This is a genomic window from Micromonospora sp. NPDC005205 (assembly GCF_040608275.1).
Classification (GTDB): Bacteria; Actinomycetota; Actinomycetes; order Mycobacteriales; family Micromonosporaceae; genus Micromonospora.
The window spans coordinates 65,562-77,341 of the sequence record NZ_JBEXHV010000026.1; the positions used below are offsets into that span (position 1 = coordinate 65,562).

The window sequence follows — 11,780 nt, forward strand, 5'->3', positions numbered from 1 at the left end:
GGCCGGGGGCGCTGATGTGTCGCCACCTGGCCTACCTGGGGCCGCCGGTCACCCTGGCCGAGTTGTTGTTCGACCCTCCGCACTCGCTGGTGCGGCAGTCCTGGGCGCCTCGCGACATGCGTGGCGGCGGCACGATCAATGCCGACGGGTTCGGTGTCGGCTGGTACCCGGGTGCGGGTGAGCCGGTGCGGTACCGGCGGGCGCAGCCGATCTGGAGCGACCCGACCATCGCCCAGCTGGCGGCGGTGACCCGCAGCGCGGCGGTGGTGGCGGCGGTGCGCTCGGCCACGGTCGGGATGGCGGTGCTCGACGGTGCGGCGGCGCCCTTCGCCGAGGGGCGGTGGCTGTTCAGCCACAACGGTGTGGTCCGCGGCTGGCCGGACGCCGTGGTGCCGCTCGCCGCCGCTCTGCCGGTGCGTGACCTGCTCACTCTGGACGCCTCGACCGACTCGGCGCTGCTCTGGGCGCTGGTGCGGCATCGGTTGCGCGCCGGCGCCGACCAGGTAGAGGCGCTCGGGCGGACGGTGACCGAGGTCGCCGCCGCCGCCCCCGGGTCGCGGCTCAACCTGCTGCTCACCGACGGGCATCGGGTGGTGGCCAGCGTGGCGGGGCACGCGTTGTCGGTGCGCGAGTCGCCGGGTTCGGTGCTGCTCGCGTCCGAGCCGCATGACGACGATCCCGGGTGGCGGTCGGTGCCGGAGGGGCACCTCGTCGTCGCCACCCCGGGTGAGGTGCGGGTACGTCCACTGCCGACCCGGTGAGCGGGGTCGGGCAGGCACGAAACGGCTGATCGAACGAAAGGAGCGAACCGATGACAGCGGAACCCCTGGAGATCTACCTCGAAGAGGGCGACCTTGAGCGTGGCCTGCGCGACGACGTCCGGGCCGGGCTGAGCGCCGAGCCGAAGTGGCTGCCGCCGAAGTGGTTCTACGACGCCCGGGGCAGCGAACTCTTCGAGGAGATCACCCGACTGCCCGAGTACTACCCGACCCGGGCCGAGCGGGCCGTGCTGGCCGCGCACGCTCCCGACATCGCGACGCTGACCGGGGCCAAGACGCTCATCGAGTTGGGCTCCGGCTCGTCGGAGAAGACCCGGCTGCTGCTGGACGCCTTCACCCGCCGCGGTGGGCTGGGCACGTTCGTCCCCCTCGACGTGTCGGTCAGTGCGCTGCGCGGGTCCACCGCCCAGATCGCGGCCGACTACCCCCGCCTGCGGGTGCGGGGCATCGTGGGGGACTTCACCCGGCAACTGGACCGGCTGCCCACCGGCGGTCGGCGGTTGGTGGTGTTCCTCGGCGGCACCATCGGCAACCTGTTGCCCGCCGAGCGGGCCGAGTTCCTGACGGCGATGCGCGCCGCGCTGGAGGTCGGCGACTGGTTGTTGCTCGGCACGGACCTGGTGAAGGACCCGTCGGTTATCGTGCCGGCGTACGACGACGCCGCCGGGGTCACCGCCGAGTTCAACCGCAACGTGCTGCACGTGATCAATCGGGAGTTGGGCGCCGATTTCGACCCGGCCGCGTTCGCGCACGTCGCCGCGTGGGATCCCGAGAATGAGTGGATCGAGATGCGGTTGCGGGCGACCCGGCCGTTGAGCGTGCGGGTGCTGGGGCTGACAGTCGATTTCGCGGCGGGGGAGGAGCTGCGTACCGAGGTCTCGGCGAAGTTCCACCGGGAGGGGATCGCGGCGGAGCTGGCCGCGGCCGGCTTCGCCACGGCGGAGTTCTGGACCGATCCGGACGCGCTCTTCGGCGTCACGCTGGCGCGGGCGCGGTGAGCCTGTTCACCCGGCTCGTCCGGTCCGGGAGGTGATCCGATAGGCTGAACGCGCGAAGGGGAGTAGCCCCCAATGTCGTGGTCGACATACTGGTGCGTTCCGCATCCGGCCACGCGGCCCCGGTTCTCTCGGGGCGGGCGAGACCTTCGACTCAGGCTGTTGCAGCCGGGTCGAGGGCGCCCCTGTACCTCCTCCCGGCGTGAACGGGAAGGACGTCATGGAGGGATTTTTCGCCGCGCTGGTCGTCAGCTTCGGCGTCATCTTCGTCGCCGAGCTGGGGGACAAGTCCCAGCTGATGGCGCTGACCTTCGCCACGCGGTTCAAACCGATTCCGGTGCTGATCGGCATCACGGTCGCCACCGCTGTGGTGCACCTGGCGTCGGTCGCCATCGGTGCGGGTCTCGGGGCGGTGCTGCCGACCGAGTGGATCTCCCTGGTCGCCGGCGTGGCGTTCCTCGGGTTCGGTGCGTGGACGTTACGCGGGGACAAGCTCACCGAGGAGGAGAAACGCAAGGCCGAGAAGACCAACAAGACCGCGCTGGTGGCGGTGTCGGTGGCGTTCTTCCTCGCCGAGCTGGGCGACAAGACGATGCTCGCCACGATCACGCTCGCCACCAAGTACGGCTGGTTCGGCGTCTGGCTCGGCTCCACCATCGGCATGGTTGCCGCGGACGCGCTGGCAATCCTGGTCGGCCGGATGCTCGGCCGGCGGTTGCCGGAGAAGACCATCAAGTACGGTGCCGCGATCCTCTTCGCCATCTCCGGTCTCTGGCTGATCCTGGAGGCGGTGAACGAGCTGACCTGAGCGCCGACTAGCTGCCCGGAGGGCGGGTAACGGCCCGGGGTGGAGCCGGCCGAGTTGTTGCGCCAGGGCGACCAGGTGCTGGTTGCCGTGGTCGAGGTGGCCGGCGCGCTGGTGATCTTCGTTGGCGCGATGTGGGCGGCGGTGCGGTTCGTGGTCGAAGGGCTGCGACACCGCAGCGCCGCCCGCTTCACGCCGATCCGGCTGTCGCTGGGCCGCTTTCTGACCCTCGGCCTGGAATTCCCGTTGGCGGCCGACGTGCTGCGTACGGCGGTGTCCCCGTCGTTCACGCAGATCGGCCAACTGGCCGCCATCGCGACGATCAGAACGGCGTTGAACTACTTCCTGGGCCGCGAGATCCGTCAGGAGCAGCGTCAGGTGGCCGAGGGGGAGCGTCGAGCGTGATGGGCACCCTGGCCACGGCGGTCACCGCCCTGGCGCTGGTCGCCGGGGTGCTCACCACGCTCACCACCGGGGCGCTGCGCAGCGGCGTCCGGGTACTGCTGGACCTGCTCGTCGGGGCCGGCCTGCTCCGGCTCGCCGGCGAACCGGGTTGGAACGGCCTGGCCGGCGCGGTGGCGATCATCGCCCTGCGTCAGCTGCTCGGGGCAGCGCTCGGCAGCTCACCCCCGTGGTCCGGCCGACAATCAGCGGCACGCTGCGCCGAGGACGATCACCACCTACCGTTGGCCTCGACAGGTGAAACGGGAAGAGCGGGAGGATGACCAGATGAGCCGGCACGACGAACCGAACGAGTACGGCTACGCCGGCGGTGCCACCGCCCCGGAGCCGCCGCGCGGCGGCAAGCCGGACGAGCAGGATCGCGTCGAGGCAGTGGCGGTGCCGGGCGACGACCTCACCGGGCCGACGGCCGAGGCGCTGGTCGAGGAGACCGAGGACCTGCCGCCCGCCGACCGTCGCCACTGAGCGCGAGCGCGCGCGGTTGGTGCGGCGGCGCGGCACGGCGGCTAACCCGCGCCGCGCCACCGCTCGGTGCCATGGTTCCGGCGGGCAGCGCCGGCGCGGTCAGCGGACGTCGGGGTGCTGGTAGACGTCGGGTACGCCGTCCCCGTCGGCGTCCAACCGCTCCCGCTGCGCCACCCTCCGGTACGCCGCGTTGCGGCGGCTGAGCACGGTGGCGGCCAGCCCGGCGGAGATCACCGAGCCGAGCAGCACAGCCGCCTTGACCCGGTCGTCGGCCGTGCTGCCCGCCCCGAACGCCAGGTCGCCGATGAGCAGTGAGACGGTGAAGCCGACGCCGGCCAGCAGGGCGATCCCGAGCAGGTCGGCCCAGGTGATGTCCTCGTCCAGTTCGGCGCGGGTGAACCGGGCCAGCAGGTAGGTCGAGCCGAAGATGCCGATGCTCTTGCCGAACACCAGGGCGGCGACGATGGCGATCACCATCGGATCGCTCAGCAGGGTGCCCAGGTCGGTGCCGCGCAGTGTGACCCCGGCGGCGAAGAAGGCGAAGATCGGCACCGCGAAGCCGGCGGACACGGGCCGCCAGCGGTGCTCCAGGCGGGCGGCGAGCCCACCCTCGCCCGCCTCCGCGCTGGCGGCGGCCGGCGGTCTGCGGGCGAGCACCGGCACCGTGAAGCCGAGCAGGACACCGGCGACCGTGGCGTGCACGCCCGAGGCGTGCATCAGTGTCCAGGCGGCCACAGCGAGGGGGATCAGCGCCCACCACCAGGTGCGCCCCCGCTGCACCAGCACCGCGAAGAGCCCGATCGGCGCGAACGCGGCGAGCAGCGGTACGGGCTGAAAATCGGCGGTGTAGAAGATCGCGATGATGGTGATCGCGAACAGGTCGTCGACCACTGCCAGGGTGAGCAGGAATGCGCGTAGCCCCTGGGGCAGATGTGAGCTGACCACCGCGAGGACGGCGAGCGCGAAAGCGATGTCGGTGGCGGTCGGAATGGCCCACCCGCGCAGGCCCTCCCCGCCCCCGGTCAGCACCACCGCCACGTAGATCAGCGCCGGCAGCAGCATCCCGCCGAGCGCGGCCGCCACCGGCAGCGCGGCTCGGCGCGGGTCGCGGAGGTCACCGGCGACGAACTCCCGTTTGAGCTCCAGACCCACAACGAAGAAGAAGATGGCCAGCAGGCCGTCGGCCGCCCAGGTGGCCAGATTCAGGTCGAGGTGCCAGGGCGCGCCGGGCCAGGGCACGACGTCGCCGAGCCGGGTGTACGAGTCGGACCACGGGGAGTTGGCCCAGATCAGCGCGATCAGAGCGCCTGACAGCAGAAGCACGCCGCCGACGGTCTCGGTGCGCAGCACGTCGGCCAGGTGCCGGGCCTGCGGCCAGGACGATCGGGAGAACAGCCGGATCTTTGGCGGACGCGGGCCGGGAGGCGGGGTGGGGGAGGTCAACTTCGGGCTCACCTACAGGAGTCGGGACGGCAGGTTTCCACTCGCCGACCAGACTTCCCGGCACACCGCTGTCGACCCTATCCGGCGACGCGATCGGCGGCGACCGCTGGGCCGATCGGACGCCCTCCGATCGGCTTCGGACTTTTCCCCGTTGTCGCCGCAGCCGAATGGGCGTTTGTCGGGTTGGTCATGCGGGCGCACATCTCGCCGCGGAAAATACATAACTCCGGACATAAGCCGTATAAACCGCTTTAATGGTTTCACGAGTTTAGAGACGACCTTGGGGGTTTTCGTGAAGTTCTTTGCCGTAACCGGACCGGCACGGGGGCGCTCCTGATGGACCTGCTCCGCCAATTGCGCCACGTGCGTCGGCACTGGTGGGTCGCGCTGGTCACGGTCATGGTGGCTCTCGGCGTCTCGGCGTTCCTGACCGTGCGTGCCCAACCTCGGTACGTCGCCTCGGTGACCTTCTTCGTCACGACCCCCAACACCGGCGTCACCGACGCCTACCAGGGCGGGCTCTTCCTCCAGCAGCGTGTCAAGTCGTACGCCGACCTGCTCAGCAGCGACCGGCTGGCGCAGAGCGTGGTGGCCGAGACTCCGGTCGGGCTCACCGCGGACGAGGTGCAGCGCCGGGTGAGCACCTCCACCGAGACCGGCACCGTTCTGCTGCGGGCATCGGTCACCGACACCGACCAGACCCGCGCGTTGCGCGTGACGGAGAGCCTCGCCAACAAGTTCGTCGAACTCGTACAGAAGGTGGAGACGACACCGGAGGGCAAGGCCCCCATCAAGATCGAGGTGGTCAGTGGCCCGCGGGTCAGCGCCAACCCCGTCTCGCCGCAGCCGGTCCGCAACCTCACCCTCGGTGGCCTGGTCGGCCTGCTCCTCGGCATCGGTCTGGCGATCCTGCGCGGCGTCGCCGACGTCCGACTGCGCGACGCCGCCGGCCTGCAACGCGCCACGGGCAGCCCGCTGCTCGGTGAGATCCCGTTCGAGGCCAACGCCCGCAGCGCGCCGCTCATCGTGGGCGACGCCGCGACCTCGGCGCGCGCCGAGGCGGTCCGCAAGCTGCGGACCAACCTGCGCTTCGTGGACGTCCACGAGCCGGCCCGGGTCATCGCGGTGACCAGCGCCCTGCAGGGCGAGGGCAAGACCACCCTCTCCTGCAACCTGGCCATCGCGTTGGCCGAGGCGGGCTGGCGGGTGCTGCTCGTCGACGCCGATCTGCGCCGCCCGAAGGTCGACGACTACCTGGGCCTGGACGCCGGCGTCGGCCTCACCGACGTGCTGGTCGGCGACGTGAAGGTGGGCGACGTCGTGCAGCGCTGGGGCGACAAGTCGCTGCTGGTGCTGCCCAGCGGGTCGGCCCCGCCGAACCCGAGCGAGCTGCTCGGCTCCAAGGCCATGTCGGACCTGCTGCTGGCGCTGCGCGAGTCGGCGGACATCGTGATCATCGACACCGCCCCGCTGCTCGCGGTGACCGACGGCGTGGTGGTGGCCGTGCAGGCCGACGGCGCGCTGCTGGTGACCCAGCAGGGCCGCACCTCGCGGACCCAGGTCGCCGCGGCGGCCCGGTCACTGCACTCGGTCTCGGTCCGGCTGCTCGGCTGTGTGCTGAACATGGCCAAGGTGGCCAAGGCGGAGGCGTACCAGTACGAGGCCTACCGGGTGGTGGCCTCGACGGCCGAGGCGTCGGTGCCGGCCGAACGGACCGCGTCCGGCCGGCACAGCGCAACCGCCGACGGGGTCAACGGAGTCCCCGACCACACCCAGGAACTCACCCGGCTGCCCCGATGAGCACGGCGAGGGGCCGCAGCGACCGTTCGATCTCCTCGGCGCAGCGTCGGAAGTCGGCCACGGTGCCGCCGATCGGGTCCCGAAGGTCGTCCTCGTCCGGGGCGGCGGGTTGCAGTCGTCCCCGGGCCTGCGCGGCGGCGCCGATCGCCGCCCGCAGCGGGTCGTCGGCCGAGTCGGTGGGCGGGTCGGCCGCCGCGGCCAGCCGACCGAACTGGCGCAGCGTGAACGTCCGGTGCAGCGCTCCCGGCGCCAACGAGGTGCAGACCGAGCGTTGGCGTCGGGTCGCGGTCAGCACGAGCGTCGCGTCGACCAGGTACTCGGGGCGCAACCCGCGGGTGCGAAACGCTGCCGGGTCCGTGCCGTTCTCCGTCGCGACCTCCAGGGCGTACGGGTGCATGGCCAGCCCGTCGATCGCGTCGGTGCCGGCGCTGGCCACCTCGACGGGTCGGTCGGCCAGCAGCCGGCGGGCCAGGTACTCGGCCATCGGTGACCGGCACAGGTTGGCGTGGCAGACGAACAACACGCGATCAGCCATCGGTGCCCCTCTCATCGGTACGGACACCGAAGCGCGCACCGCGGGGGCGGTGCGTCGACGCCGGTGGCCGCGCGGGGAGGGGTTGTCGGCATCGTACGCGCGCCGCACGCCGGCCGGTCGTGGTGCCGCGCCGGTCGCTGGCGATCCCGGTGGGACGGGGGTGTGTCGGTGAAGATCGGCATCCTGTCGTACCACTTTCCGCCCGAGCCGGCGTTCATCCCGGGGAGCCTCGCCGAGGAGTTGGCCGCGCGTGGGCACGAGGTACGGGTCCTCACCGGCTTTCCGGACTACCCCGGTGGCCACGTCTATCCCGGCTGGCGGCAGCGGTGGCACCACGAGACGCACAGCGAACGGCTGAGCGTCCGACGGGTGCCCCGGTACCCCGGGAGTGCCGCGTCCGCCGGCGGCCGAATGGCCAGTTACCTCTCCTTCGCCGGCAGCGCGGGGCTGGTCGCACGCCGTTTCCTGGGTGACGTGGACGCGCTCTACGTGTTTCAACTGCCGGCGACGACGTTCGCCGCCGCCGCGGTGCTCCGGTTGCTCGGGCGGGTTCCCGCGGTCCTGCACGTGCAGGACGTCTGGACCCGCGACGGCGCGGACGAGGGGGGCGAGGGGCGCTGGGCGGCGCGGATGGGCAGCACGATGACCCGGATCTACCGGACCGCCGCGAGAATCGCGGTCGCGGCGCCGTCGATGCGGGACCTGGTGGTCGCCGCGGGCGCCGACCCGGCCCGGGTCCGGCTGGTGCTGAACTGGACCGACGAGCGGATCTTCTACCCGGCGACACCCGGCGCGGCGGCACGCCAGCTGGTCCGTCGCGACGGTCGGTGCGTGGTGATGCACGCCGGGACCATCGGCGCGCGGCAGGGGCTCGAGACCGCGGTCCGTGCGGCCGCGGCACTGGACCGGACGATGGATCTGGTCCTTGTCGGCTCGGGCGCGGCGGAGCGGCGGGTGCGGGGGCTCGCCGCCGAGCTGGGCGCGGAGAACGTCCGTTTCCTGGAGCGGCGGTCACCGGTCGACATGCCCGAGCTGTACGCCGCCGCCGACTACCAGCTGGTGATGTCGCGCGACCTTCCGGAGCTGCGCAGCACGGTGCCCGGCAAACTCCAGGCCGCGCTGTCCTGCGCCGCGCCGGTGATCGCCTCCGCCGGTGGGGACACGGCCGAGCTGGTCGAACGGGTTCGAGCCGGGCTGTCCTGCGCACCCGAGGACTGGGCGGCACTGGCCGACCGGTTCTGGTTGGCGGCCACCATTCCGCCGCCGGCGCGCACCGAGATGGGTCGCCGGGGGAGGGCCGCGTACCTGCGCGAGATGTCGCTGCCCGGCGGCGTGGACCAGATCGAGCGGCTGTTGCACGAGGCGGCTGGACGGATCGCCGAGCCCGCCACGGAACCACGAAGAAAGCTCGCTTAAAGGACGATAACTGCATTAACGGCATGAACTTCCCTTGGACGTGCTAAGAACGTCAGGGAATCGACCTTCTGTCCGGTTCCGCGAATGGGAGTTAGGTGTGACGGTGAGCGAACGGCCGATCCGGCGGCGGAGCCGGTCCCGACGTCGTCGGCGGGCCCGACTGCGACGGGCGCTGCTCGGCGCCCTGGTGGTCGGCTCGCTGCTACTGGCGACCGCCGGGTGGGTCGGCTTCCGGGGCTGGCAGGCGCGCACCCACCTGCTCAACGCCGCCGGCCTGGCCCGGGAGTTGAGCGCTCAGATCGTCGGTGGGGACACCGACCGTGCCCTGCGGACGCTCGCCGCCCTTCAGGAGCAGGCCAAGGCGGCCCGCTCGGCAACTGCCGACCCGAGTTGGCGGCTCGGACGGCTGACGCCGATTGCCGGCGACGACCTCGACGCTGTCGCGCAGATCGCCGTCGCCATCGACGAACTGGCCCGGCACGCGTTCCCGACCCTGCTCCGCACGGACCTGGCCAGCCTGGTGCCGACCGGCGGCCGGTTGGACCTCGCGCGGCTCGCCGCCGTCTCGACGGAGCTGACCGGGGTGCACGAGTCGGTGCAACGTACCCGCCAGAACCTGGCGGCGGTGCCAGCCGACAGTCTGGTCAGCCAGATCCGGCAGGCGCTGGGCGACCTGCGCGACGAGATCGACCGTCTGGCCAGCCTCACCACGGCAGCCGACCAGGGCGCCCGTCTCCTCCCGCCGCTGCTCGGAGTCAACGGCCCACGCCGCTACCTGCTCGTCTCGCAGAACCTCGCCGAGTTGCGTGCCACCGGCGGCATGTTCGGCGCCTACGCGATGATCGAGGCAGAGAACGGCAAGGTGCAGATGGGCAAGCAGGGCAGCACCTCCTCGCTCGGTCGGTTCACCCCGGCGCTGAAGGTGCCCGCCGAGACCCGGGCCCTCTGGACGGACCTGCCCGGCATCTACCCCGCCGACGTCAACCTGTCCCCGCACTTCCCGACCGCCGCCGCGCTGTACCGCGAGATGTTCCGGCGCAAGACCGGCACCACTGTCGACGGCGTGCTCGCCGTCGACCCGGTGGTGCTGTCCTACCTGCTCAAGGCGACAGGTCCGGTGCTGGTGCCCGGCGGTGTACCGCTCGCCAGCGAGAAGGTGGTGCAGACCCTGCTCAACGACAGCTATCAGCGCCTCGACCTCAAACAGCAGGACGAGTTCTTCGCGGCGTCGGCGTCAGCGGTGTTCGACTCCTTTTTCAAGAAGAATGTCAACCCCCGGGTGTTGTTGTCCGCATTTGACCGTGCTATCACTGAACGCCGGATATTGTTCTGGAGTGCCCGACCTGAGGAACAGCGGACATTCGGCGAGAGCCGGATGGCCGGGACGCTTCCGGAACAGGACACCGTGCCGACCGTCGGCGTGTTCCTCAACGACGGCAGCGGCGCGAAGCTCGGCTACTACCTGCGGCCGACGGCGAACCTCACGGTCGGCGAATGCCGGTCGGACGGTCGCCGTGAGCTCCGGCTACGGGTGACCCTGCGCTCGACGGCGCCGAAGTCCGGACTTAGCAAATCCGTGCTCGGCCTCGGCCTGGCCGGCGATCCGTACACCGCCCGAACGTTGGTGTCGATCTTCAGCCCGGCTGGTGGAGCGGTGCTGGAGGCCCGACTGGACGGGGCCGAGACGGCGCTTGGCAGCGGCACTGAACGCCGCCGCCACGTGGCCACGGCCAGCGTCGACGTCGGCCCCGGCGCCGAGAGGGCGCTGGAGGTAACCGTGCTGACGGCCAAGACCGGCGTCGGGCAGGCCGAGCTGTGGCTGACCCCCACCGCCAGCCCCTGGACCACCCAAGTTCATTCCGCACCAAGCTGTGATCAGTAGGAGGGAACCAAATCATGCGGCTATCCCGCATCATCATGGCGCTCACGGTCGGCCTGGCCGTGGTGGCTGTGCCGACGGCAGCGGGGGCGGCAGCGCCGCAGCCGCAGCCCACCGCGACGACAGACCCGCCGCAACCGCCGCCGTACCCGCCGACCGCCGCGTCGCTGACCGTCAACCGTCCGACGATCTACCTCGGCGAGACGGTGGTGCTGACCGGCACCAACTTCGGCCCGAACGAGACCGTCGACATCAACGTGACGGTCACTCCGCAGGCCGCTCCGGCCGGCGGCGCGGCTCCGGCTCGCCGCAGCGACGGCAGCACCGTGGCCATGGCTCCGGTGGCCTACCAGGCGAGCGCTCCCCTGCACTTCACGGCCTACACCGACGGTCAGGGCCGCTTCACCAAGAGCTACAAGCCGTCGGTGACGGGTCTGCTGACCTTCACCGCCACGGGCCGGGAGTCTGGCCGTACCGCCAGCACCGAGCTGCGCGTGCTGCACAAGAAGCAGCCGCTGCCCGTCACGGGTGACAGCATCGGCACGCCCATGAAGCTCGGCGGCGGCCTGGTCGGCGCCGGAGCGGTGATGTTGCTGCTGACCCTGGCCTGGCGTCGCCGCCAGCGCTTCGGTGGTGCGGCGCACTAGTTCACACCACCGGGCTGCGCCCGGACAGCACCGAAGCTGGCGCCCGTCGGAACACTCCGACGGGCGCCAGCATGTCCATTTCGTCGGTTTCATGCGGTCAGCCCTTCCCTGATCCACTCGCGTTCCTTGATATCGCCATGTCCTGCCGTCCGGGATGCCCCGGTTTCCCTGAACCCGAGTGGATCACGCGCGTGAGGGCAGGTTGGACCACTGTCGTGTCGATCTGGCGTGGGTGGTTTGTCCGATGGCAGGTGGTCTGGGGGTGTGACCGGGTGCACCGGTGGGCTGGAATCATGGCCGGGTCGGGGTCGTTACATACTCTGACGATCGCAGTACCACCGGCTCGCCGCCCGACCTTTGAGGGCGGGTCGCGCAGGTGCGAATGGCAGCCTCCACCCGGTCGTTACAACCCCCCACGACCGCTGGCACCGCCTCGATGAGGGTGCCGATGGACGGGCCACCCCGGAATGACCTCGGCCCTCCGGTCGTTACACAGGGTCCCGGCGCCACGAGCCCCCCGCTCGCCAGGCCGCCGACTCCGACGCCCGATCAGG

Annotated in this window: 12 protein-coding genes; 10 read left to right on the top strand and 2 right to left on the bottom strand. The window is 71.3% G+C overall.

The genetic code is table 11. The features are described from left to right. Window positions 1-14: 14 nt before the first annotated feature. The 6 genes from egtC to ABZU43_RS30610 all read left to right on the top strand — a co-directional run bounded on the left by egtC (window position 15) and on the right by ABZU43_RS30610 (window position 3,506). The gene (gene egtC, locus ABZU43_RS30585; RefSeq protein WP_355009866.1) at window positions 15-761 is read left to right on the top strand and encodes an ergothioneine biosynthesis protein EgtC; all 747 of its coding nucleotides are present in this window, start codon (window positions 15-17) and stop codon (window positions 759-761) included. A 50-nt stretch (window positions 762-811) separates the two neighbouring features. Continuing rightward, window positions 812-1,777 (top strand): L-histidine N(alpha)-methyltransferase, encoded by a 966-nt coding sequence (egtD, locus tag ABZU43_RS30590; RefSeq protein ID WP_355009867.1) that lies wholly within the window; start codon window positions 812-814, stop codon window positions 1,775-1,777. Window positions 1,778-1,994: 217 nt separating this feature from the next. Beyond that, complete coding sequence (locus ABZU43_RS30595; RefSeq protein ID WP_030338044.1) at window positions 1,995-2,582, top strand: TMEM165/GDT1 family protein; 588 nt, start codon at window positions 1,995-1,997, stop codon at window positions 2,580-2,582. Between the two features lie 39 nt (window positions 2,583-2,621). Further along, complete coding sequence (locus tag ABZU43_RS30600; RefSeq protein ID WP_355009868.1) at window positions 2,622-2,984, top strand: DUF1622 domain-containing protein; 363 nt, start codon at window positions 2,622-2,624, stop codon at window positions 2,982-2,984. Next, complete coding sequence (locus tag ABZU43_RS30605; protein WP_355009869.1) at window positions 2,981-3,304, top strand: hypothetical protein; 324 nt, start codon at window positions 2,981-2,983, stop codon at window positions 3,302-3,304. Before ABZU43_RS30600 ends, ABZU43_RS30605 begins: the two co-directional genes overlap by 4 nt. Before the next feature lie 4 nt (window positions 3,305-3,308). After that, a complete protein-coding gene (locus tag ABZU43_RS30610; RefSeq protein WP_355009870.1) occupies window positions 3,309-3,506 on the top strand; it encodes a hypothetical protein in 198 nt (65 codons plus the stop codon). A 99-nt stretch (window positions 3,507-3,605) separates the two neighbouring features. Here the strand turns inward: ABZU43_RS30610 and nhaA are convergent, their stop codons facing one another. Then, window positions 3,606-4,961 carry a Na+/H+ antiporter NhaA gene (nhaA, locus tag ABZU43_RS30615; protein WP_355009871.1) on the bottom strand — a complete coding sequence of 452 codons (1,356 nt, stop codon included), beginning with the start codon at window positions 4,959-4,961 and terminating at the stop codon, window positions 3,606-3,608. 324 nt (window positions 4,962-5,285) lie between these two features. On the opposite strand from nhaA, the gene ABZU43_RS30620 reads away from it, so the two are divergent. Further along, window positions 5,286-6,749 carry a polysaccharide biosynthesis tyrosine autokinase gene (locus ABZU43_RS30620; RefSeq protein WP_355009872.1) on the top strand — a complete coding sequence of 488 codons (1,464 nt, stop codon included), beginning with the start codon at window positions 5,286-5,288 and terminating at the stop codon, window positions 6,747-6,749. Here ABZU43_RS30620 and ABZU43_RS30625 read toward each other — a convergent pair. Then, complete coding sequence (locus ABZU43_RS30625; protein ID WP_355009873.1) at window positions 6,730-7,284, bottom strand: low molecular weight phosphatase family protein; 555 nt, start codon at window positions 7,282-7,284, stop codon at window positions 6,730-6,732. The two genes, ABZU43_RS30620 and ABZU43_RS30625, sit on opposite strands and share 20 nt — an antisense overlap. 168 nt (window positions 7,285-7,452) lie before the next feature. On the opposite strand from ABZU43_RS30625, the gene ABZU43_RS30630 reads away from it, so the two are divergent. The 3 genes from ABZU43_RS30630 (at window position 7,453) to ABZU43_RS30640 (ending at window position 11,226) form a co-directional block, all read left to right on the top strand. Then, window positions 7,453-8,700, top strand: coding sequence for a glycosyltransferase family 4 protein (locus tag ABZU43_RS30630; protein WP_355009874.1), 1,248 nt, complete (start codon window positions 7,453-7,455; stop codon window positions 8,698-8,700). A 103-nt stretch (window positions 8,701-8,803) separates the two neighbouring features. After that, window positions 8,804-10,582, top strand: coding sequence for a DUF4012 domain-containing protein (locus tag ABZU43_RS30635; protein ID WP_355009875.1), 1,779 nt, complete (start codon window positions 8,804-8,806; stop codon window positions 10,580-10,582). Window positions 10,583-10,596: 14 nt separating this feature from the next. Continuing rightward, complete coding sequence (locus ABZU43_RS30640) at window positions 10,597-11,226, top strand: hypothetical protein (RefSeq protein ID WP_355009876.1); 630 nt, start codon at window positions 10,597-10,599, stop codon at window positions 11,224-11,226. Window positions 11,227-11,780: the final 554 nt, after the last annotated feature.

Bases quoted from the DNA above. Each gene is read 5' to 3' on its own strand.
- egtC (WP_355009866.1), top strand. From the start codon at position 15: ATGTGTCGCCACCTGGCCTACCTGGGGCCGCCGGTCACCCTGGCCGAG.
- egtD (WP_355009867.1), top strand. From the start codon at position 812: ATGACAGCGGAACCCCTGGAGATCTACCTCGAAGAGGGCGACCTTGAG.
- ABZU43_RS30595 (WP_030338044.1), top strand. From the start codon at position 1,995: ATGGAGGGATTTTTCGCCGCGCTGGTCGTCAGCTTCGGCGTCATCTTC.
- ABZU43_RS30610 (WP_355009870.1), top strand. From the start codon at position 3,309: ATGAGCCGGCACGACGAACCGAACGAGTACGGCTACGCCGGCGGTGCC.
- ABZU43_RS30620 (WP_355009872.1), top strand. From the start codon at position 5,286: ATGGACCTGCTCCGCCAATTGCGCCACGTGCGTCGGCACTGGTGGGTC.
- ABZU43_RS30625 (WP_355009873.1), bottom strand. From the start codon at position 7,284: ATGGCTGATCGCGTGTTGTTCGTCTGCCACGCCAACCTGTGCCGGTCA.
- ABZU43_RS30640 (WP_355009876.1), top strand. From the start codon at position 10,597: ATGCGGCTATCCCGCATCATCATGGCGCTCACGGTCGGCCTGGCCGTG.